18 protein-coding genes are annotated in these 22,584 nt (G+C 67.8%); 13 read left to right on the top strand and 5 right to left on the bottom strand.

Annotation, left to right across the window (positions count from 1 at the left end; genetic code table 11):
• Positions 1-126 precede the first annotated feature (126 nt).
• Genes ahpF through QNA09_RS02970 form a run of 3 tightly spaced genes read left to right on the top strand, consistent with a single transcriptional unit; the run spans position 127 to position 3,749 of the window.
• Complete coding sequence (gene ahpF / locus QNA09_RS02980; RefSeq protein WP_017680612.1) at positions 127-1,719, top strand: alkyl hydroperoxide reductase subunit F; 1,593 nt, start codon at positions 127-129, stop codon at positions 1,717-1,719.
• Between the two features lie 10 nt (positions 1,720-1,729).
• On the top strand, positions 1,730-2,647 hold the full coding sequence (locus QNA09_RS02975; protein ID WP_017680611.1) for a LysR substrate-binding domain-containing protein: 918 nt from the start codon (positions 1,730-1,732) through the stop codon (positions 2,645-2,647).
• Positions 2,648-2,705: 58 nt separating this feature from the next.
• Positions 2,706-3,749: a nucleoside hydrolase gene (locus QNA09_RS02970; protein WP_017680610.1), complete on the top strand. Its 1,044-nt coding sequence runs from the start codon at positions 2,706-2,708 to the stop codon at positions 3,747-3,749.
• Positions 3,750-3,848: 99 nt separating this feature from the next.
• Here the strand turns inward: QNA09_RS02970 and QNA09_RS02965 are convergent, their stop codons facing one another.
• Positions 3,849-5,246, bottom strand: coding sequence for a cation:dicarboxylate symporter family transporter (locus QNA09_RS02965; protein WP_119699453.1), 1,398 nt, complete (start codon positions 5,244-5,246; stop codon positions 3,849-3,851).
• Between the two features lie 191 nt (positions 5,247-5,437).
• On the opposite strand from QNA09_RS02965, the gene QNA09_RS02960 reads away from it, so the two are divergent.
• Both QNA09_RS02960 and QNA09_RS02955 read left to right on the top strand, forming a co-directional pair.
• Positions 5,438-6,994: a sensor histidine kinase gene (locus tag QNA09_RS02960; RefSeq protein WP_162919351.1), complete on the top strand. Its 1,557-nt coding sequence runs from the start codon at positions 5,438-5,440 to the stop codon at positions 6,992-6,994.
• Positions 6,991-7,680, top strand: a complete 690-nt coding sequence (locus tag QNA09_RS02955; RefSeq protein WP_017680607.1) for a response regulator — start codon at positions 6,991-6,993, stop codon at positions 7,678-7,680. Before QNA09_RS02960 ends, QNA09_RS02955 begins: the two co-directional genes overlap by 4 nt.
• A 138-nt stretch (positions 7,681-7,818) precedes the next feature.
• Here QNA09_RS02955 and QNA09_RS02950 read toward each other — a convergent pair whose 3' ends face one another.
• Together QNA09_RS02950 and QNA09_RS02945 are read right to left on the bottom strand one after the other, a co-directional pair.
• Positions 7,819-9,960, bottom strand: a complete 2,142-nt coding sequence (locus QNA09_RS02950; protein WP_017680606.1) for a S9 family peptidase — start codon at positions 9,958-9,960, stop codon at positions 7,819-7,821.
• Complete coding sequence (locus QNA09_RS02945) at positions 9,957-10,850, bottom strand: phosphoribosylaminoimidazolesuccinocarboxamide synthase (RefSeq protein ID WP_010593789.1); 894 nt, start codon at positions 10,848-10,850, stop codon at positions 9,957-9,959. The genes QNA09_RS02950 and QNA09_RS02945 overlap by 4 nt, the downstream gene beginning before the upstream one ends.
• A 109-nt stretch (positions 10,851-10,959) precedes the next feature.
• On the opposite strand from QNA09_RS02945, the gene QNA09_RS02940 reads away from it, so the two are divergent.
• The gene (locus QNA09_RS02940; RefSeq protein ID WP_119699451.1) at positions 10,960-12,396 is read left to right on the top strand and encodes an MDR family MFS transporter; all 1,437 of its coding nucleotides are present in this window, start codon (positions 10,960-10,962) and stop codon (positions 12,394-12,396) included.
• Positions 12,397-12,425: 29 nt separating this feature from the next.
• A complete protein-coding gene (locus QNA09_RS02935) occupies positions 12,426-13,256 on the top strand; it encodes a siderophore-interacting protein (protein WP_102031023.1) in 831 nt (276 codons plus the stop codon).
• A gap of 655 nt (positions 13,257-13,911) precedes the next feature.
• On the opposite strand, the gene QNA09_RS02930 is transcribed toward QNA09_RS02935, so the two are convergent.
• Positions 13,912-15,132 carry an IS701 family transposase gene (locus QNA09_RS02930; RefSeq protein WP_244213225.1) on the bottom strand — a complete coding sequence of 407 codons (1,221 nt, stop codon included), beginning with the start codon at positions 15,130-15,132 and terminating at the stop codon, positions 13,912-13,914.
• 364 nt (positions 15,133-15,496) lie between these two features.
• Here QNA09_RS02930 and QNA09_RS02925 point away from each other — a divergent pair, with 364 nt between their 5' ends.
• Complete coding sequence (locus tag QNA09_RS02925) at positions 15,497-15,847, top strand: MFS transporter (RefSeq protein WP_119699450.1); 351 nt, start codon at positions 15,497-15,499, stop codon at positions 15,845-15,847.
• An 11-nt stretch (positions 15,848-15,858) separates the two neighbouring features.
• On the opposite strand, the gene QNA09_RS02920 is transcribed toward QNA09_RS02925, so the two are convergent.
• Positions 15,859-17,430, bottom strand: a complete 1,572-nt coding sequence (locus QNA09_RS02920) for an IS1634 family transposase (RefSeq protein ID WP_119699449.1) — start codon at positions 17,428-17,430, stop codon at positions 15,859-15,861.
• A 118-nt stretch (positions 17,431-17,548) separates the two neighbouring features.
• Between QNA09_RS02920 and QNA09_RS02915 the strand changes: the two genes are divergently transcribed.
• The 5 genes from QNA09_RS02915 to QNA09_RS02895 all read left to right on the top strand — a co-directional run bounded on the left by QNA09_RS02915 (position 17,549) and on the right by QNA09_RS02895 (position 22,521).
• Positions 17,549-18,610, top strand: coding sequence for an MFS transporter (locus QNA09_RS02915; RefSeq protein ID WP_308072283.1), 1,062 nt, complete (start codon positions 17,549-17,551; stop codon positions 18,608-18,610).
• A 46-nt stretch (positions 18,611-18,656) separates the two neighbouring features.
• On the top strand, positions 18,657-19,646 hold the full coding sequence (locus QNA09_RS02910) for a hypothetical protein (protein ID WP_119699447.1): 990 nt from the start codon (positions 18,657-18,659) through the stop codon (positions 19,644-19,646).
• Positions 19,647-19,658: 12 nt separating this feature from the next.
• On the top strand, positions 19,659-20,879 hold the full coding sequence (locus QNA09_RS02905) for a phosphotransferase family protein (RefSeq protein ID WP_308072282.1): 1,221 nt from the start codon (positions 19,659-19,661) through the stop codon (positions 20,877-20,879).
• Positions 20,879-21,394 carry a hypothetical protein gene (locus tag QNA09_RS02900; protein ID WP_119699445.1) on the top strand — a complete coding sequence of 172 codons (516 nt, stop codon included), beginning with the start codon at positions 20,879-20,881 and terminating at the stop codon, positions 21,392-21,394. Before QNA09_RS02905 ends, QNA09_RS02900 begins: the two co-directional genes overlap by 1 nt.
• 212 nt (positions 21,395-21,606) lie before the next feature.
• Positions 21,607-22,521, top strand: a complete 915-nt coding sequence (locus QNA09_RS02895) for an LLM class flavin-dependent oxidoreductase (protein WP_119699444.1) — start codon at positions 21,607-21,609, stop codon at positions 22,519-22,521.
• The last annotated feature ends 63 nt before the right edge of the window (positions 22,522-22,584 follow it).

Here is a 22,584-nt window from a genome sequence, read left to right as displayed (position 1 = left end):
GGATCCGACCTTCCTGCGGCGCGGGGCCCGGCCCACATCGGGCCCCGCGCTCCCGGAGCGCCGAGCCACCCGGCGCCGTGCCGAATTCCGATCACCGTTCCCCACCCGTCGATGGAGTAGATACCCATGCTCGAAGCCTCGCTCGCCGGCCAACTGAAGTCCCTCCTCGAGCGGCTGACCCTGCCGATCGAGCTCGTGTCCTCCCTCGACGACGGACCCAAGTCCGCCGAACTCGCCGCCCTTCTCGACGAGATCGCGGCGATGTCGGACAAGATCACCCACGAGCGCCGCGACGACGACGCACGACGCCCCTCGTTCGCCATCCACCGGGTCGGCACCGATATCGAGGTCCGCTTCGCCGGCATCCCGCTCGGTCACGAGTTCACCTCCCTCGCACTCGCTCTCCTCCAGGTCGGCGGTTACCCGTCGAAGGAGCCGGAGGAACTGCAGCAGCAGGTCCGCGACCTGGACGGCGAACTGCACTTCGAGACCTACTTCTCGCTCTCCTGCCAGAACTGCCCGGACGTCGTGCAGGCCCTGAACCTGATGTGCGTGCTCAATCCGCGCATCACGCACGTCGCCATCGACGGCGCCCTGTTCCAGGACGAGGTCGACGGACGCCAGGTGATGGCCGTACCGACGGTGTATCTCAACGGGGAACTGTTCGACTCGGGCCGCATGAGCCTCGAGCAGATCGTCGGCAAGCTCGACACCGGCGCCGCAGACCGCGCGGCCGCCGCGATCGCCGAGAAGGACCCGTTCGACGTACTCGTCGTCGGCGGCGGACCGGCCGGCGCCGCAGCCTCGATCTACGCCGCCCGCAAGGGAATTCGCACCGGACTCGCTGCCGAGCGCTTCGGCGGCCAGGTGCTCGACACGATGGCGATCGAGAACTTCGTCTCCGTGCCCTACACCGAAGGTCCCCAGCTCGGCGCCGCGCTCGAGAATCACGTCCGTCAGTACGACGTCGACGTCATGAACCTGCAGCGAGCCGCGAAGCTCGTGCCGGCGACCACCGAGGGCGGCCTCGTCGAGGTCGAACTGGACAGCGGCGCCTCCCTCCTCGCCCGTACCGTGATCCTGTCCACCGGCGCGCGGTGGCGCTCGATGAACGTGCCCGGCGAGACCGAGTACCGCAACAAGGGCGTGACCTACTGCCCGCACTGCGACGGACCGCTGTTCAAGGGCAAGCGCGTCGCCGTGATCGGCGGCGGCAACTCCGGTGTGGAGGCCGCCATCGACCTCGCCGGCGTCGTCGCGCACGTCACGCTCATCGAATTCGACTCGGTGCTGCGCGCCGACGAGGTGCTGCAGCGCAAGCTGCGCAGCCTGCCGAACGTGGACATCGTCGTCAGCGCACTGACCACCGAGGTCCTCGGCGACGGCACCAAGGTCACCGGACTGACCTATCAGGACCGCGCCACCGAGACGTCGCACACGCTCGAGCTCGAGGGCGTCTTCGTCCAGATCGGTCTGCTGCCCAACACCGAGTGGCTCGCCGGGACGGTCGAGCTGTCGCCGCGCGGCGAGGTCGTGATCGACGACCGCGGCCAGACCTCGGTGCCGGGTGTGTTCGCGGCCGGTGACTGCACCACGGTGCCGTACAAGCAGATCGTCATCGCCGCCGGTGCCGGCGCGACCGCGGCGCTCGGCGCGTTCGACCACCTCATCCGCACCAGCGCCCCGGCCGAGGACTCGGTCGCCGCGACCGTCCGGTAGTTCGTCCGTCGTGAACCTGCGTGATCTCGAGTACCTGGCCGCGGTGGCGCACCATCGCCACTTCGGCCGGGCGGCGGAGGCCTGCTTCGTCAGTCAGCCGACGCTGTCGACCCAGATCCGCAAGCTCGAACAGGAACTCGGCGTCGAACTCGTCGAGCGGAGCCCGCGTCAGATCACCCTGACCGGCGCGGGCACGCAGATCGTGGAGCGGGCCCGGATCATTCTGAGCGAGACCGCGAACATCCGCGAGATCGCCCGGCAGTTCTCCGACCCGGAGTCGGGCACGCTCCGCATCGGCCTGTTCCCGACCCTCGCCCCGTACCTGCTCCCGCACGTCGTGCCGTCGGTACGGGCGAGGTTTCCCGATCTCGAACTGCTGTTGATCGAGGAGAAGACCGAGGACCTGCTCGAACGGCTCCGCCGCGGCGACCTCGACGTCTGCGTGCTCGCACTGCCGATCGACGACGACCACCTGCACCAGGAGTACCTGTTCTCCGAGGACTTCGTGCTCGCCGTCCCGGCCTCCCATCCGCTGGCCGGCACACCCGAACCTGCCCCCGTGTCGGTGATCGCGGACGAGAGCCTGCTGCTGCTCGAGGACGGTCACTGCCTGCGGGACCAGGCCCTCGAGGTGTGCCGGCTGACCGGAGCCGCCGAACGCAACGGCTTCCGGGCGACGAGCCTCGAGACCCTGCGGCAGATGGTGATCGCCGGGGTGGGGGTGACCCTGCTGCCGCGCCTGGCCGTCACCACCCCGGTCGCCCAGCCCCCGGAGATCCGGCTGCTGCGGTTCGCCGAGCCCGTCCCGCGTCGCCACATCGGCATGTTCTGGCGCAAGACCAGCGGCTTCCGCGACTTCCTGCCGCAGCTTGCCGAGATGTTCCGCCGGCTCCCCGAGGGTCTGGTCGACCCGACACCACCCTCCTGAGCGGGAGTCCGCGGCACCGGCCGTGCCGGGCCGCGGGCACGTGCTGCAGGATGGGCGGGTGCCCGAACCCATCCGCCTCGTCGCCGACGTCGACACCGGCATCGACGATGCTCTCGCCCTGCTCTACCTGCTGGCGAGTCCGGAAGCGGAGATCGCCGCGGTGCTCTCCACCGCCGGGAACGTGCCCGTCCCGCAGGTGACCGCGAACAACCTGGCGTGGCTGCAGGTGTGCGGCAGACCGGACATCGAGGTCGCCGTCGGATCGGAGGCCCCACTCGTCGCGCCGCTGATGACCACCGAGGACACGCACGGCCCGCTCGGCGTCGGTTACGCCGACCTGCCCGCCCCCGGTCACGGCCCGTCGGGCCGCAGCGCCGCCGAGGCGTGGGTGGAGCTGACCCGCGCCCACCCCGGCGAACTCGTCGGCCTCGTCACCGGTCCGCTCACCAACCTGGCGCTGGCCGTCCGGCTCGATCCGCAACTCCCCCACCGGCTGCGCCGCCTGGTCGTGATGGGCGGGGCGTTCAACTATCCGGGCAACACCACACCCACCTCGGAATGGAACATCGCGGTGGATCCGGAGGCCGCGAAGGCGGTGTTCGACGCATTCTCCGCCGTGGCGCCCGACCGCCGGCCGATCGTGTGCTCCCTCGACACCACCGAGTCGATCGCGATGCGGCCCGATCACCTGCGACGTCTGGCCGAGGCCGCGGGAAGCGTCCCGGCCGAGCTCCTCTCGCCGGACGATCCGCGCGGTCTGCGCTCGCGGGCGTCCAACCCGATCGTGCGGCACCTGTCCGATGCGCTGCGCTTCTACATGGAGTTCCACCGCGACCAGGGTCAGGGCTTCCTGGCCCACGTCCACGATCCGTTCGCGGCGGCGGTCGCCCTCGGAACGGTGCCCTTCACCACCCGCCCGGCGACCGTCGACGTCGAACTCGACGGCCGGCTCACCCGCGGCACCACCGTCGCCGACTGGTCCGGCATGTGGGGCCGGCCGCCGAACGCCGAGATCGTCGTCGCCACGGACCCGCAGGTCTTCTTCGATCACCTCGTCGAACGGGTCGGCGCCCACGTCGCGGCCCGGTTCCGTCCGGCCTGACCCGCACTCGCGCGTGCGTGTGGCCGAATGTCACACCGGTTCGATCTGATCGACCCGGTGTGACATTCGGCCACAGTGGATTCCGCGAGCGGTACCGCGTCAGGCGCGCGCCAGGACCTTCGCCTCCTCGACCACGACGGCAGGCTGCGCGGCGGCCGGGCCGTGGTCGTCGACCATGGTCTCCTCGTCGAACGGGATGCGGCCGGCGAGGACGTCGCGGACGCGACCGCGGTCGACGGTTCCGGTCCACGTTCCCACCAGCAGGGTGGCGACGGCGTTGCCGGAGAAGTTGGTGACGGCGCGCGCCTCGGACATGAACCGGTCGATGCCGACGATGAGGCCGACGCCGTCGAGCAGCTCCGGACGGTGGCTCTGCAGGCCGCCGGCGAGCGTGGCCAGGCCCGCCCCGCTCACCCCGGCCGCGCCCTTCGACGCGACGATCATGAACACCAGCAGGGAGAGCTGCTCGGCCAGCGACAGCGGCGAACCGAGCGCGTCGGCGATGAACAGCGAGGCCATCGTCAGGTAGATGGCGGTGCCGTCCAGGTTGAACGAGTACCCGGTGGGCACGACGACACCGACGGTGGTGCGCTCGACCCCGACATGCTCCATCTTCGCGATGAGCCGCGGCAGCGCGGACTCGGACGAGGACGTCGCGAAGATCAGCAGGTACTCGCGGGCCAGGTACTTGACCAGCTTGAAGATCGACACCCCCGACACCATCCGCAGCAGGGAGCCGAGCACACCGAACACGAACACTACGCAGGTGAGGTAGAACCCGATCATCAGGGTGCCGAGCTGGACGACCGCGCCGAGACCGGTCTGCCCGACCACGTTGGCGATGGCGCCGAAGGCACCGATCGGAGCGAGCCACAGGATCATCGACAGGATCTTGAACACGAGCTTCTGCACGTAGCCGATACCGCGCAGGACCGGCTCGCCGGTCTTGCCGAGGCCCTGCAGCGCGAAGCCGACCAGCAGAGCGACGAACAGGGTCTGCAGCACGCTGCCCTCGGTGAGCGCCGACAGCAGCGACGTGGGGATGATCGACGCGATGAAGTCCATGGTCCCGCCCGTGGCGTGGGCCTTGTCGGCCAGCGCGGCGCCGGCGCCGGCGGTCTCCGGGGACAGGTTCAGGCCGCTGCCCGGATCGAGCAGGTTGCCCACCACCAGGCCGATGCCCAGCGCGACGGTGGACATGCCGAGGAAGTACACCATCGCCAGGCCGCCGACCTTGCCGACGCTGGCGGCGGCCCGCACCGAGCCGATGCCGAGGACGATCGTGCAGAAGATGACCGGGCTGATCATCATCTTGATGAGGTCGACGAACATCGTGCCGAGGACGCCGAACGACTTGCCGACGTCCGGGGCGAGCCAGCCGACGAGGACGCCGGCCACCACTGCCACGATGACACCGACGTAGAGCCAGTGCGTGCGGTCTCTGCGCTTGGCCGGTGGCGTGGCGCCGGGTGCCCGGGAGTCTGGTGACGTGCTCATGGCGGATCCTCTCGGATGGGCGTTTCGGGGGCTTCGTGATCGCGGTCACGTTCCTGATAGAAATGGTGGTGTCGCAGCCTCACCCGGTGAAGATTGCGTTCATTTCGTTCAGGTGATGTCGCGCTCACGAGGCGGACCCACCGGCATCCGGAAGGAGTACGCCCGTGCCGCCGACCGCGCACCGGCCGTCGATGAGCGTGGCGCGTCAGCTGCTGGTACTGCAGCTGGCCGTGCTCGCCCTGGTCATCGGCGCCGGCACCGTCCTCGTCGGGATCGACGAGCGCCGCGACAGCGACGACGCCACCCGCCGCACCGTCGTCGCAATCGCCGAATCCCTGGCCGGGTCCGACTCGACGGCGGCGGCGTTGCGCGCACCGGACCCGTCGGCGGTGCTGCAACCGCGTACCGAACGCATCAGGGAGGCGACGGGCACCGATTTCATCGTCGTGATGGCGCCCGACCGGACCCGGTACACCCACACCGACCCTGCGATGATCGGTCTGCCGTTCAGCGGCAACATCGAACCGGCGCTCGCCGGCACCGTGTTCACCGAGACCTATGCCGGTTCGCTGGGCCCCTCCATCCGGGCCGTGGCGCCGATCGTCGACGACGGACAGGTCGTCGGCCTGGTCGCCGTCGGCGTCACCCGCGCGAGGGTCGCCGACCAGTTCGCCCGCGGTCTGCCCGCTCTGCTCGGTCTGTCGGCCGCAGCTCTGGCCGTCGCGACCGGCGGCGCCGTGCTCGTCAGCCGGCGCCTGCGCCGCCAGACCCTCGGACTCGCGCCGGACGAGTTGCGCCGGCTCTACGAGCACCACGACGCGGTGCTCCACGCGATCGGGGAGGGCCTGATCGTGATCGGCACCGACGAGCCCGCACGCGTGGAGGTCGTCAACGACGAGGCGCGGCGCCTGCTCGGTCTCGGCGACGGCCCGGTCACGACGGACGATCTGCCCGAGGCGCTGCGGGTGGCCGGCCCGGACGCGGACGCCCGCGGCGACGTACTCCTCACCGAGGACCGCGTCCTGGTCGTCGACCGCAGCCCGGTGCAGTGGGAGGGCCGGCGGATCGCCACGGTGACGACGTTGCGGGATCGCACCGAGCTACGTACGGTGCTGGGCGAACTGGACTCGGTCCGCGGTTTCGCCGACGCGCTGCGCGCACAGGCACACGAGTCGGCGAACCGGCTGCACACCATCGTCACGATGGTCGAACTGGGACGTCCCGAGGAGGCGGTCGCGTTCGCGACGGAGGAACTGCGCCTGTCGCAGCAGCTCATCGACCGGCTCACCGCGTCGGTGCAGGAACCCGCACTCGTCGCCCTGCTGCTGGGGAAGATCAACGACGCCGCCGAACGCGGCGTCGAACTGACCGTCACCGACGACACCGCGCTGGGCCCGACCCCCCTCGGCACCCGCGACCTGGTGACACTCGTCGGCAATCTGGTGGACAACGCCATCGACGCCGCCCGGGCCGTCGACGAACCGTGGGTGGAAGTGACGATACGACAGGATGATTCGAACATGATCGTCGAAGTGGCGGACAGCGGACCGGGGATGTCGCCGGAAACCCTCGCCCGCGCCATGACGCGGGGCTACTCCACGAAGGCAGACCACCACGGCCTGGGGCTGGCCCTCGTCGCGCAGGTGGTGACGCGGCACCGCGGCACCCTGCGTACCGAGCCGTCGCTGGGGTCGATGGTCGTCGCCGAGATCCCCCTGCAGGCCGAGCACGCAGGCGGCGCACCGTGATTCGCGTCCTCGTCGTGGAGGACGAGCCTCGCATCGCCGACGCCCACCGCGCGTACGTCGATCGACTGCCGCAGTTCACGGTCGTCGCCGTCGCCGGCACCGGCCGGAACGCGCTGCGTGCCGTCGCGGAGGCCGCGAAGGCCGGTGAGCCGGTGGATCTGGTGCTGCTGGACATCGGGCTGCCCGACATGAGCGGCCTCGACGTCGCGGCGGCGCTGAGCGGGATCCGGCCGAGCCCGGACATCATCGCCGTGACCTCCGCGCGCGACCTCGAGGTCGTTCGCACCGCCGTCGCCCGGGGTATCGTGCTCTACCTGCTCAAGCCCTTCACCTTCGCCGCCCTGAGCGACAAGCTCGACCACTACCTGGCCTACCGCGAGGCGCTCGGCGCGTCCGGCGCGGCCGCCGGCCAGCACGACATCGACCGGGCGATGGCGGCGCTGCGGACCTCCGATCCGCGTGCGTCGTCCCCGAAGGGCGTCGCGCCCCACACTCTCGATGCGGTCGCCCGGTGTCTGCGGGAGGCGTCGGGCCCGCTGACGGCCGCCGAGGTGGGCAGCGCAGTGGGCGTGTCGCGGGTGACGGCGTGGCGGTACCTCGAACGCCTGGCCGACGACGGCGTCGCCGCCCGGCACACCGAGTACGGTCGCGCCGGCCGTCCGCAGATCCGCTACGCCCCGCGCTGAACGAGGGGCCGCCCCGGGGAGCCGCCCGTGGACCGAATGTCACATCGCGTCGATGACATCGACGCAATGTGACATTCGGCCACCAGGCATTCGGCCACCAGGGCGTTGGGCCACCAGGGCGTTGGGCCACAACAACGTTCAGGGACGATATGCGCCCGACGTCTCGAGGACCCACGCGAACTCGAAGGCGACCTCGCGCCACTTCTCGTACCGGCCGGACACGCCCCCGTGGCCGGCGCTCATCTCCGTCTTGAGCAGCAGCGGCGCGTCGCCGGTCTTCGTCGCGCGCAGCTTGGCCACCCACTTGGCCGGTTCGACGTAGAGCACCCGCGTGTCGTTGAGGCTGGTGATCGCGAGGATCGCCGGGTAGTCCTTCGCCTCGACGTTCTCGTACGGGCTGTACGAGCGCATGTACTCGTACACCTCGGGGTTGTCGAGGGGGTTGCCCCACTCGTCCCACTCGATCACCGTGAGCGGCAGCGACGGGTCCAGGATCGAGGTGAGCGGGTCGACGAACGGCACGTTCGCGAGGATCCCGGCGAACAACTCCGGCGCGAGGTTCGCCACCGCACCCATGAGCAGTCCGCCCGCACTGCCGCCGTCGGCGACGAGGCGGTCGGGCCGGGTGACGCCGGTGTCGATCAGATGCCGGGCGCAGGCGACGAAATCGGTGAAGGTGTTCTTCTTCGCCAGCGTCTTGCCGTTCTCGTACCAGTGCCGGCCCATCTCGCCGCCGCCCCGCACGTGGGCCACCGCGAAGACCATCCCCCGGTCGAGGAGCGACAGCCGCGCCACCGAGAAGCCGGGGTCGATGCTGGCCTCGTACGACCCGTACCCGTAGAGCAGCACCGGCGCATTCGCGGGCGCACCCTTGCGGGCCACGATCGACAGCGGGATGCGCGTGCCGTCCTCTGCCACCGCCCAGTCCCGGCGCTGCTCGTAGTCCGACGGATCGAAGTCACCGAGCACCGGCTGGGCCTTGCGCAGCAACAGTTCTCCGGAGTCGACGACGTAGTCGTAGACGCGGCTGGGGGTGATGAACGACGTGAACCCGAGCCGCAGCATCGGCTGGTGCCATTCCGGGTTCGCACCCGGACCGACGGCGAACAGTTCCTCGTCGAACTCGAGTTCGGTCAGCTCGCCGTAGCCGTCGGCGGTCAGCGGCCACACCGCGAGCCGGGTCAGCGCCTCCCGCCGGTAACCGAGCACGAGATGCCCGGCGAACGCGTCGACGTCCTCGAGGCGCACGTCGTGCCGGTGCCCGATCAGAGTGCGCAGAGCAGACGGATCGTCCACGGGTGCCTCGGCGAGAACGAAGTTCTCCGCCTTCTCGCGCGTGATCTCACCCGTCGCGTCGTCCACCACCTCGACGACGTCGTTGTGCATGACCAGGAACCGGTCCTCGCCGCCGACGACGGCATGCTCGGCGCCGTACTCGACCCCCTCGCGCCGCGGCAGCAGCACCCGGAACTCGCCGGTGGGGTCGGCGGATTCGAGGACCCACCCCTCGGTCGTGATCTTGGATCCCACCCAGATCATCAGGTACTTCTCGCTGCGGGTGGTGCCCACGGACACCCAGAACCGCTCGTCGGGCTCGTGGAAGACCCGGACGTCCTCGGTGTGGGACGTACCCAGACGGTGGCGCCACACGGTGTCCGGTCGCCAGGACTCGTCCACGGTGAGATAGAAGATGTGGCTGTGGTCGATCGCCCACGTCGCGCCGGGTGCGGTCCCGGGGATTTCGTCGGCGAGCAGCTCACCGGTGCCGAGGTTCTTGAACCGCAGCGTGTAGCGCTCGTCGCCGACGACGTCGACCGAGTAGGCGAGCAGCGTCCCGTCGTGGCTGATCGAGAACGCACCGAGGGAGAAGAACTCGTGCCCGGCGGCCTCGACGTTGCCGTCGAGCAGCACCTGCTCCCCGGGCAGTTCCACACCCGGTGCCAGCTCCGGCGGATTCCAGTCGTCGGGGTCGGAGATCGGGCAGCGGCACTGGATGCTGTACTGCTTGCCCTCGGCGGTCCGGGCGTAGTACCACCAGTCCCCCATGCGGGTGGGCACCGACATGTCGGTTTCCTGCGTGCGGGACTTGATCTCCTCGAAGATCTTCTCCCGCAAGGGCGCCAGGTGCGCGGTCTGCTTCTCGGTCCACGCGTTCTCGGCCTCGAGGTGGGCGATGACCTCGGGGTTCTCCTTGTCGCGGAGCCACTCGTACTCGTCGACGAACGTGTGCCCGTGATGCACCCGCTCGGACGGCACCCGCTTGGCGATCGGCGCGGTCATGCGCTCGGCTCCAGCCAGTCGGAGAACGACAGACCCGAGATCCGTTCGTAGGCTTCGATATACCTCTCACGGGTGGCGTCGACGATGTGCTGCGGCAGGGGCGGCGGCGGGGTGTCGGAGGTGCGGTCCCATCCGGACTCGGGACTCGTCAGCCAATCGCGCACGAACTGCTTGTCGAAGCTGGGCTGCACCTTGCCCGGCTCGTACCCCTCGGCGGGCCAGTAGCGCGACGAATCCGGGGTGAGCACCTCGTCGGCGAGGACGAGGTGCCCGGCGCCGTCGAGTCCGAACTCGAACTTCGTGTCGGCCAGCAGGATGCCCTTGTCCGCCGCGTACATCGCGGCGCGGCCGTAGATGTCGAGGGTGTCCTCGCGCAGCTTCACGGCGAGATCCTGGCCGACCTTGTCGACGACCTCGTCGAAGGTGATGTTCTCGTCGTGGTCGCCGAGTTCGGCCTTGCTCGCGGGAGTGAAGATCGGATCGGGCAGCCGGCTGGCCTCCACGAGGCCGTCGGGCAACGGGACGCCGCACACCCCACCGGTCCTCCGGTAGTCGATCAGGCCCGATCCGGTGAGGTAGCCGCGGGCGACGCACTCGATCGGCACCATCTTCAGCCGTTTGACGACGAGGGCGCGGCCGAGGACCTCGGCGGGGATGCGGTCGTCGTCGGGCTCACCGGCGAGGTGATGGTTCACCTCGAGCAGGTTGAAGAAGAACACGCTCATCGCGGTGAGCACCCGGCCCTTGTCGGGAATCGGGGTGTCGAGCACGTGATCGTATGCCGAGATCCGGTCGCTGGCCACGAGGAGCAGGTGCTCGTCGTCTATGACATACAGGTCCCGGACCTTGCCGCCGGCGAGGTGGGGGTAGGACTCGAGTGATGGACGCACGGTGCCACCCTAGTGCGCCGCCCGGACCTGCACGGCACCCCCGCCCGATCCCGGGATCGTTCACGACGACAATGATCGTGACCGGAACCCCACCCCGAACAGGAGCGTGATGTCGGCGGCACCCCGGATCGACGTGGGTCTGCGCTCGGAACGCGGACCGATTCTCGCGGCCCTGATGCTCGCCACCGCGCTCGTCGCACTCGAGAGCACCGTCCTGGCCACCGCCGTTCCGACCGTCGTCGCGGACCTCGGTGGCTTCACGCAGTTCCCGTGGCTGTTCTCGAGTTACCTGCTCACCCAGGCCGTGCTCGTGCCGGTGTACGGCAAGTTGTCGGACGTGTACGGGCGCAGACCCGTGCTGGTGTTCGGGATCGCGCTGTTCGCCCTGGGCTCGGCGCTGTGCGCGCTGGCATGGAGCATGCCGGCCCTGATCGCGTTCCGCGCGGTACAGGGACTGGGCGCGGGGGCCGTGCTGCCGATGGCGCAGACCATCGCCGGCGACATCTACACCGTCGCCGAACGCGCGAAGGCCCAGGGCTACCTCGCGAGCGTGTGGGGCATGTCGGCGATCGTCGGCCCCGCCGTGGGCGGGGTCTTCTCCGACTTCGTGTCGTGGCGGTGGATCTTCTGGATCAACCTGCCGCTGTGCGCGCTGGCCGTGGCGGTGCTGCTGAGGGCGTTCACCGAGTCACGGCCCTCCGGGCCGCGGCGGCCGGTGGACCGGGCCGGTGCCGCGACGCTCGCCGCGGGCTCGGGACTGCTGATCCTGGGCCTGCTCGAGGGTGGACAGGCCTGGGCATGGGTGTCGGCGCCGAGCGCCGGGGTGTTCGCGGCCGGGGCGACGCTGTTGCTGCTGTTCGTGTGGGTGGAGCGGCGCACGGCGGAGCCGATCCTGCCGCCGTGGGTGTTCGCCCGTCGGGTGGTGCTGACCAGCAGCGCGGTCGCGGCCCTCGTCGGCGCCGTGGTGCTGGGCCTGACCTCCTACGTGCCCGCGTTCGTGCAAGGGTCGCTGGGCACCACGGCCCTGGTAGCGGGATTCACCCTGTCGACGATGACGATCGGCTGGCCACTCGCGGCGGCGCGCTCCGGCTGGTTCTACCTGCGGATCGGGTTCCGTAACACCGCGATGATCGGGTCCGTCCCGGTGCTGGCCGGCACCGGTCTGCTGACGCTGCTCGACGAGCGCTCCCCGGTGTGGCAGGTCGCGGGGTGTTGCGTACTCGTCGGCCTCGGGATGGGCCTGATCGCGAGCCCGGCGCTGATCTCGGCGCAGTCGAGCGTGACGTGGGCCGAGCGAGGTGTGGTGACCGGGGCGTACTCGTTCGCCCGCTCGATCGGCAGCGCCGTCGGGGTCGCGGTGTTCGGGGCGCTGGCGAACTCGGCGCTGGCCGCGCACGGTGTCGCCGGATCGGGACCCCTCGAGCCGGAGCAGCTCGCCGACGCGGTGGCGCCGGTGTTCGTCGCCCTTCTCGTGGCCGCGGTGGCCCTGGCCGTGACGGCTGCCACGATGCCGAACCAGCCTGCGGAACCACCCGACCCCACTTAGGTTGGAAAGGCTCACCTAAGGTGTGAGGCATGCCGAACGAAGACGGACTGCTGCCCAGCGTCATCGAAGTCGCGAAGGTCGAGGACCTCACCCCCCGCATGCGCCGCGTCACGTTCGCCGGCCGCGGCGTCGAGGTCTACGCGAGCGACCCGACCCGGGTGCCCAACATCAAGCTGATCTTCCCGCGGGAGAACGGAGACCTCGACCTGCCGGTCAACACCGGCGGCCGGCGCCTCGAGTGGCCCGACCCCACGCTCAAGGCGCAGGTCCGCACCTACACCGTGCGGCGACTCGACCCCGCGGCCGCCGAGATGGACATCGACTTCGTCCGGCACGGCGACGAGGGCCTGGCCGGCGCCTGGGTGGAGCGGGCCCGTCCCGGCGATCGCATCGCGGCGGCCGGCGGCGGCGGGATCGTCGCACCCCCGGCCGACTGGTACCTGATCGTCGGCGACGAGACGGCGCTGCCCGCGATCGGCCGCATGCTCGAACGCCTCCCCGAGGGCGCCCGCGGCACCGTCGTCGTCGAGGTCGCCGACGAGGGCGAGCACCAGGACCTGCGCTCCCCCGCCGACATCGAGATCCGGTGGGTGCACCGCGACGGCGCCGCCCCCGGCACCACCACGCACCTGGCCGACGCGGCGACCGCCGTGCCGATCCCCGGCGGCGAACTGAAGCGATTCGCGTGGGTGTCGGCCGAATCGAAGACCGTGCTGCGGATGCGCAGCTACCTGCGCAACGAGGCCGGCTTCGACCGCAGGTCCACCCTCGTCATCGGCTACTGGCGCCACGGCATGACCGAGACCGGATACGGCCGCACCACCGACCACGACCGGGACTTCACCGAGCACGACGCCTGAGCCTGGATCCACTGCGGGTGTGACTGTGCGAGCGCGCCGCAGAACGCGAGATCCCCTGTAGAGCAGGAGAATCTGAGATTCCACACAACGATTCCGGCACCAGGACAGAGGCATCTCGCAGGTGAATGCATCTCACACCGTCACGCCCGTTTTCGAAGATCCGAGCCTCGTGTCGGCCGCAGGGCTTCCGATGATGCGACTGGCCGAGACCACCGGTCTGCACGAGCTGTTCGGCCGGCATCCGAGCGTCGGTTCACCGAACCCGGCGGTCAGGTCCGCGAGCATCGTCGCGGGGATGCTCGCCGGTGCCGACAGCATCGACGACCTCGATGTTCTCCGCCACAGGGCGATGAACCGGCTGTTCGGCGGGGTGCGGGAGGCCGCTCACCCAGGCCATCGGCTGCGCCCGCTCCGCCGAGGCGAGCGGGCAGATTTACGCGCGGGCGGACTCGGCGTACTTCTGTCACGCGTTCGTCGTCGCCGCGCAGCGGGCCGGAGCCTGGTTTTCGGTGACCGCCCGGATGAACCCGCAGATCCGGGTGGCGATCGCCTCGATCGACGAAACCACGTGGACGACGATCGACTATCCCGACGCCGTCTACGACGAGCTCGTATCGAGTCAGCCGCATCGACACACACGAGTCCATCTGCCGTTTCACCACCATGGCGCCACCGCGCTCGGTCGAGAACGAACCGGCCGTACCCGCGACAAGTCATCGACATCGCGGGCCGCGTTCTTCCCGCGCCGGATCAACAGGTACGCCGCCGCAACCATCGACAACGTGACGTGTCGGTACCACGCCCGGTACACACGTACCTGGTAGTCCCCGAGGCCGGCTTCTTCCCGGACGGCTCGGAGACACTCCTCGATTGCCCGTCGCCCCTCGGCGACTCGGGCGAGTTCGGACAGGATGCAGCCGGCCGGGCCGAAGCACAGGTAGTAGGTGACGTCGGACGGATCGGTGATCGACCGTCCGGCAAGCAGCCAGTTCGCATACTGTCGTCCCGACCTGTGAAGGTCTACCCCGGCCCAGTCTCGGACACGATGCCCCATCACATCGTCACCGTGACTGAGACGGTGCCACACCGTTTCCGACAATTCGTCAATCACCTCGCCGGCGGTGCAGACCCGCAGGTGTGCCGTGGTCACCCGGCAGTCGCCCGGAATCTCGAGGACATGGGGGACGCTCCACTCCTCCAGCAATCTCCGCAGATTCTCCGACCGCCCATAGAGGACGCCGGCCGTGACCCAAGCGAACGGCACATCTGCATCGAGAGCTCGGCCGAGCATTGTCTCGGCCAGATCAGCGGGGCTCCGGTACCCCACCGAGTCATCGATGCCGGCCGCATGGCACCGGTCCCGATCGTCCATCCACTCTTTTGGCAGGTACAGCTCCCGGTCGATCAGGCCCCAACCTCTCTCGGATGCGTACGCCAGGAATATCCCGGTCTGCGCGTTTTCGGCCCTCCCCGCGTCCGATACCCAGGGCCCCACCCCAGCAGACCGGTCACCTCGCTTCGGGAAACATTGGTCACCGACAATCAGCAGGCCCCGCCAGACATCACCGACCACCTGGACCACCAGGTCACGCACATCGTCGCGCACGCCATTCTCATCCCACGATGCTGTATTCAACAACCGTTGCATACCCTCCGGGCCGGTCTCGCCCGCCGCCTCCGCCAGGGTCCAGCCGTTCTTGCGCTCGACACCGCCCAAGAGTCCGTGGACGTAAGCCGACATCCGCCGGCGCGGTTCGACACGGGGGAATCGATGTGCGAACCGGGCGCAGAAGACCGCGAATGCGGACGCAGGCGATCGCCCCTCCCCACCGTCGACCCCGTCAGCCGAGTGCGTGCGATCCGATTCGTTGGTCACGATCTGTCGTTGTAGAGCATCCCAGTCGGCGCGAGAACACTCGACCGCTACAGGAGATGTGGACCACTCCTGAGTACTGATGGTGGCTTCGGCGGCCCAAAACGCCCTCGTCCGCTCCGCGGATCCTGCGTTATCCGCCCCCTCACGGACAATGCCACGGGACGCGCTTTACCGTATCCGTCGTTGAACAGCAAGTATATTGCCGAACCACGCTGTCGACCCCCACAGCCTGCTCGTGTCCCGGAGTACCGGATGGGGCGGACATGTCGTTGTTCTGCCGTTCCGGCCCTTCTTATCGTTCGCGGTGACGTCGTCACCTCCGCTGGGGCCTCCCCCTCCGCGATCAACACCTCAGAAGGTTCAGATGACCATGGACAACCACCGCCGGCGGAACACCGCCGCACAACCGAGCGATTCCGAGCCCCAGAGTCCGGAATCCACCATCTCGCGGAAGATCTCGTTCCGGATCGTTCCGATGTTGTTTCTCGCTGCACTGCTCAGTTACGTGGACCGCACGAATATCGGCGTAGCCAAGCTCGAGATGCAGGCCGATCTCGCCCTGTCCGAGGCTGCCTTCGGTCTCGGCGCCGGAATCTTCTTCATCGCGTACGTACTCTTCGAGGTCCCGAGCAACATAGCACTTCACCGAGTCGGCGCCCGAGTCTGGATTGCTCGCATCATGGTGACGTGGGGCCTGGTGACTGCCTTGACCTGAGTTGCACCAGTTTAGTGTGCCAACCCTGATCGACGATTCGAGATTTCGAGGGAATCGAGGATGCTCGCGGCGTCGGCGGTGAGTGGATCGAGGGCGGTGTGCTCGTGGCCGGCGATCGAGATTGTGATTTCCTGCAGTGGACGCAGGGTCCGCACGATCTTCCGGATGGACATCCCGGTCTCGTCCTGCAGATAGCGTGAGATCGCCAACGCAGCGAACACGATGGTCAGGTGCGCCTCGATCGCATCCCGGGTGTGACTGAAGATCGGCCGGGCCCGCAGGTCGGTCTTCGACATCCGAAACGACTGCTCGACCTGCCACAGGTCGTGATACTTCGCCATCACCTCATGCGGGTTCATCACGTGCGCAGGAAGGTTCGTGGCGTAGCCTTTGAGCCCGACAAGGGAACGGGCCCGGGCGATGCCCGCCGTATCGAGGGTCTTGCCCTTCGCGGTGGTCTTGACGAACCGCGGCGATCGTGCAGCTCGGGTGCCGTCGATGACGGCCTTCGCCCGAGCTTCCTGAGCGTTCAACGTCTGGTTGTCCCGCACGGCGCGTTTGGCCGAGTACGCCCAGATCGCTCGCCACGCTGACGTGTCGGCGGGGTCCCACACCGGCTCGGCACGACGGTTGACATCGTTGACCACGCTCTTTGCGTGTCGCGGGGTGACCGTGTCGATGACCTGGCCGTCGGTGAACACGTCGCCGTTCCAGTGGAAATGACTGGCCAGATCCGAGGGTGCTTTCATCACCCGGGAACCGACGATGAACTTCAGTCCGGCAGCATCGAGGTCTTTCAGATTCGAGGCGGACAGCATGCCGGCGTCGGCAGCGATGATCATCTCCACGCCCTCGATATTGTGACGAGCCTGGAACTGGCGCACGATCGGCACGATCGTGCGGGTCTCGGCGTGGTTTCCTTCGAAACAACCGATTTCCAAAGGGAATCCGGTGCGGTCGACCAGCAGCCCGACGACGATCTGCGGGTCCACCCGACGTTCCTTCGAGTACCCGACCTTGCGCAGTTCGTCTTCCTTCTCTGCCTCGAAGTACAAGGTCGTAACGTCGTAGAGCAATAGGTTCAGGTCGCCCGCGGCGGCGGCGTGTTCGAAGCAGCGCTGCGCGATCCGGTCACGGTAGCCATGCTCGGTGCAGCGCTGCAGGGTCCGCACGAACGTGTTGCGGTGTGCGGGGACGATGCCGATCTCGCCGAGCACGCGACCCGTGTCGCTGACCGAGGTCGCTTCGACGATGCGGGCTGCCACCAGCTGGAAGAACGCCTCGTTGTCGATCACATCGAACCCGAGGTGCTGCCACGCGGTGTCGATGACCTCGATCAGCCAGCGGGAGCGCTTGCCGGTGATCACCGATGCCCCGCCGGTACCCGCCCCCAGGTCGAGATCGAGTTGCTGCTGGCCGGCAAGAAGTTTCTCGCGGGCGGTCTCGAGCAGAGCGGCGAGTTCACTGTCGGTATGCGCCGAGCCGAGGTGCTCGAGCACCTTGTCTCGGCGGCCTTGCTTAGCTGCGATCTGCACCGCGGTCGCGCCCGACGCGGTGCGGACTTTGCGGATGTAGGCAGCCACAGAGCGGGAGTCTACCGAGCCGTTAGTGTGCCATTTCCCGAACCCGCACCGCTGTCACCAGCACAAACGCCGGATCCGTCCCGAGAATCGGCCAACCTGGTGCAACTCAGGGGGCCTGGTGACTGCCTTGATGTCACTGGTCGACAACGTCTGGATGTTCTACGGCATGCGGTTCCTCCTGGGTGCCGCGGAAGCGGGCCTGCTCCCCGGCGTGGTGTACTACCTCACCCGATGGGTTCCGTCGGCGAACCGCGGGCGAATCCTCGGACTGTTCTTCCTTGCCATCCCCGTCGCCTCGGCCATCGGCGCCCCTCTGACCAGCACCCTCATGTCGTTCCACCCCTGGGGCCTTCACGGATGGCAATTCATGTTCATCGCCGAAGGACTACCGTGCCTGCTCCTTGCCGCGGTCATCCTCAAGTTCCTCCCGAACGAGCCGAGCGATGCGCGATGGCTCGATGCTTCGGAAGCGCAATGGATCACCGACACAATTCACCGGGAAAACTCCGACATCGCCGGGGATAAAGCCGGTCACTCCTCGTGGACGGACGGATTGAAGAATGGCCGCGTGCTCGCGCTGTCGGCCGTGTACTTCTCGATGGTCGTACCGATCTATCTCATGGGGTTCTTCCTCCCCTCGATCATCAAAGAGATGACCGGCGGCACCGTCGGCACAACCGGCATCGGCTACATCGCTGCAGTACCGTACATCTTCACCGGAATCGCCATGGTCGCGATCTCCCGCAGTTCGGACCGAACTCAGGAACGAATGTGGCACTTCGCTGTTCCCACGTTGATCGGCGCATGCGGGTGGGTGGTCGCCGCCGCCACCGTATCCTCGAGCCCATTCGTCGCCGCCGTCGCGATCTGCATCGGCACAGTCGGCGCGATGGCCACCATTCCGACGTTCTGGACCACCGCCCCGAAAGTCGTTTCCGGTGCGGCCGCCGCATCCGGAATCGCGTTGATCAGCAGTATCGGAAACATCGGCGGATTCGTCTCCCCATACATGTTCGGCATCATCCGCGACGCGTTCCCCGGCGAGGCCGGCAACAGCCTCTCCTTTCTCGTCGGTGCAATCGTCCTCGGGATCGGGGGCCTGCTCATGATCGCCCTGTCCAAGACCCTCCCGACAACCACACCGAAGAGCACGAAAACTGCCCAACTTCAGCATGACTGACATCGACGACCCATCAGTCCCACCGAATTCCACCGCGAGGAAACCTATGATCAACTACACCGACACCGAATTCCACCCCCGCGACCTCACCGACCGGACCTGGACCGAAACCACCGTCCTGATCATCTCCGTCCCCGAAGCAGGAATCCTGGGCAACGCCTATGTGCTGGCCCGCCCCAACCTCGGCGTCACCCTCTCCTCGGTCATCCTGGGCCAAGGATTCTGCCGCCAACCCTACGAGGTCGACTTCACCGATCCCCAAATGCACCTACCGTGCCCCGAATCGTTCAGCAACTATTCCCTAGAGAACGGATTGACCGTCTCCTCGGACGGTCCGCGCAACTACCGAATGCAATACAAGAACGCCCTCGGCGCAGCAAGCTTCGACCTCACCTTCGAAGGACTGCACGACCCGTTCGACCCTCACGACCCGGACCAGAACCCGCTACTCGAAATCGATCGGGCCACGTCGAACGACTCCCGCAAGGGCGATGAATGGGAGAACGGCCACTTCGAAGTCAAAGGCCGCATCCGCGGTGAGCTGGAACTGCGGGGCAAGACTTACCAGGTTGAATCCTACGAGGGAATGGACCACAGTTGGGGACCACGCTCGGAAATCGGCACCCGCTCGGTCTCGTGGGTATCGATCAACTTCGGTGAGGAATTCGCCATGCACATGGCCGTCCCGATGAGGATCGAGCGAGGCCAGGTCTTCTACGACAAGATCCGCTTCGGCTACGTCGTCGACCACGGCGAAGTCCACGGCCTGGTCGACGGGACGATTCGAGCCGAGCGCGTCGACATGCTCGCGTTCAGCAACCACGTCACCGCCACCGACGTCCGCGGCAAGAAGCACGAGTTCTTCGGCAGCGCGATCGCGGGCCACCCGTGGTACACGTTCAACCCGTCCCATGTCTGCTATCAGTCGCTGTTCCGATACGAGCGTGGCACCGCCGTCGGCTACGGCGAGATGGGTGACATCTTCGGCCTGGACTATCTGGCCGAGCGGATGTCCCGCCACGGCCGGGAGAAGTAGGAGCCATCACGAATGACCAGCGCAATCCTGCCCCTGTCCGACCGGGACTGGGCCGACGACCCGACCGACGCCCACATCGAACATCTCCGCGCGCTGTACCCGACCGAGCCCGAAGTGGACCGGACACTGACCCGCAAGTTGAAGCGCCGCGCGCTCGGACCGTACCGGCGGATGGGCCTCGACGAGTTCGTCCGGTGTGTCGAGTCCTTCCTCTCCGCCCGCATCGACGCTCCCTTCCGAGTGTCGGACGCACGATGGTTCACCGGCGGTGTGTCCAAGGTGCAAATGGGATTCACTCTGCACCGCAAACATTCCGGGTCCTGGGTGAGTGAGCGGATGGTGGTCCGGATGGATCCTGCCGAAGGGTCGAATGTCACCAGCCGCCTCCGTGAGTTCGAGCTCGTCGGTGCCGTGCAGGGCACGGTCCCCGTCCCGCGTCCACACTTCATCGACGTCGATGGGGAGTTCTTCCCCGAACCCGCCTTGATCTACTCCTATGTCTCCGGGGTCACCAAACCGTCGGCGACCACCACCGGGAAGATCAGCGGACTGGGCACGAACTTCGGCACCGGCACCCGCGAAGCACTCGCCGACCAGTTCTTGTCCTATCTTGCTGCCCTGCATACCTTTGATCTGTCCGCAGCGACGTTCACCAGCCTCACCCGACCCCGGATCGGGACCGTCGACGCGGCGCTGTGGCTGCTCAACCAAGCTCGGCGCACATGGGAGGAGGACCGGGCGGGGGACCTGCCGCTGATGGACGTGGCCGAACAGTGGATGCGTCACCACCTGCCCGTGCTCGACCACGTCGGGATCGTCCACGGTGACTACCGCAGCGGTAACTTCCTCTACGACGAATCCACCCTCGAAATCACGGCCTGGCTCGACTGGGAACGCGGCCATCTCGGTGACCGGCACCGAGATCTCGCGTGGACCACGCAGTCGACCTTCGGCCACTATGACGAGGACGGCCGCTACCTGGTATGTGGCCTGATCCCCGAAGATGACTTCTACCGACGTTACGAGCAGGCCACCGGACTGGCCGTGGACCCGGAGAAGATCACCTTCTACAAGATTCTCAATGCCTATCAGATCGTGGTCTCTACCCTGGCCTCGGCGCACCGGGTCGCCAAGTTGGGCAAGTCACATCAAGACGTCGTGCTGTGCCGGGTCAAGGGCATGGCTGCGGTCGCAGCCGACGAGCTGAACACTCTGCTGAGCGAGGTGCTGTAATGGATCACTCGCGCAACACTCTCGGAGCTCTGCGCAAATCACTGCTCGACGCCGTTGCTCCAGCGGTGGACCAGTCCGACCCCCTCGCTGCCGAGCAACTCCCCCTCGTCGTCGACTACCTGGAATTCCTGTGTACGCGGATCTACCGGATTCACGAACGGTCCCGATTCGAACTCGGCGAGTATCTCCGAATGGCCGAGGGCCTGCTGGCACGGCTACCCCGGTCGGCGACCGCGGCGACCGGAACCCTCGCCAAATACATCGACGCCGGCAGGACCGCACGCGAGTCCGCGTCCACGGGCACCACTGAGCTCATGCAGTGGGGCGCTGCTCTTGCCACCACGGTGAGCACAGTCGTGCAAGACGAGTCACTTCCGGACGACGTCCGTCGAGCACTGGGCCGGTGGGTCGTCGAATCCTCCCGTCCGCTCCTTGCCTTCCAGCGGTCCTGGTACGCCCCGTTCGGATTCGAGGCCGACCGTGGTCGGCTCCGGAGCATCGACGAATATCTGTAGCAAGATCCGGTACAAGCCTGCCCAAGGTGACGACCTGGGCTCGTCATTCGCGATGTGACGAGCCCAGGTCCCGCCGTACGACGGCGCCTACTTCGTGCCACGGGCCCCGATCCGCAACGGCGATGTGGCTGTCACTTCTGCCCGTCCCGAGGGCACTTGCCAGAACCCTTCTTTGGACTTATGGTCAGTCCATTGCTATTGAAAGGGGCGGTATGGTGGTCCGCGTCGGTTTGTCGGTCACAGATTCTCTGCTGGTCCCGGACCCGCTCGCACGGCGGCGACTGCTCGCATCCGCCGCCGATGCCGGGTTGGACCACATCACGGTGGGTGACCACATCAGTTTCCACGGCGGTACCGGCTTCGACGGGATGGTCTCCGCCACCTCAGTGCTTGCCGCCCACGACACACTCTCGGTCGTCATCGGAGTCTATCTACTGGGACTCCGTCACCCGATGCTCGCAGCGCGCCAGATCTCGACCATCGCACAGCTCGCCCCGGGCCGATTGGTTCTCGGCGCGGGAGTCGGCGGCGAGGACCGCTCCGAGATCTCCAACTCCGGGGTGGACCCCCGTACCCGGGGTCGCCGCTTGGACGAAACACTCGAGGTCCTCCGAGCGTTGATGTCCGGCGACGAGGTCACTCACACCGGAGAGTTCTTCACCCTGGACCGGGCCCGGATTTTGCCCGCGCCCCAACCGGCCGTGCCGATCGTCATCGGTGGCCGAGGCGACGCCGCGATCCGCCGAACCGCGAAGTACGGCGACGGATGGCTCGCCATCTTTTCGACCCCTCGCCGATTCGGCGAAACCCGCACCGCGATTCTCGAGGCCGCCGCCCGGGAGAACCGCACCCTGAGCACCTTCGGTGTCAACGTCTGGTGCGGTCTCGACGACGATGCCGCCACGGCCGATCGGCTGGTGGGCGAGCAGATGCAGGCGCTCTACCGCCTGCCACGGGACAAGTTCCGGCATCTGGCACCGGCCGGCACACCCGAACAGGTGGCGGAGTGGCTGCGCACGTTCGTCGACGCAGGAGCCGACACCATCACGCTCATCCCGGCCGCCGCCTCGATGGAGGCGTCCGTCGAACACGCCGCCGCCGTGCGGAAGCTGCTCGTCGAGAGCTGATCGCACTGCACCTCGGGATCCGATTCCGCACACACCGGCCTCCCAGCGCAGCTCGTCGGCGAA

The organism is Rhodococcus sp. AH-ZY2, assembly GCF_030916465.1.
Classification (GTDB): Bacteria; Actinomycetota; Actinomycetes; order Mycobacteriales; family Mycobacteriaceae; genus Rhodococcus; species Rhodococcus ruber.
The sequence above is the reverse complement of the archived record's forward strand: the minus strand, read 5'-3'. Positions and strand labels throughout refer to the sequence as shown.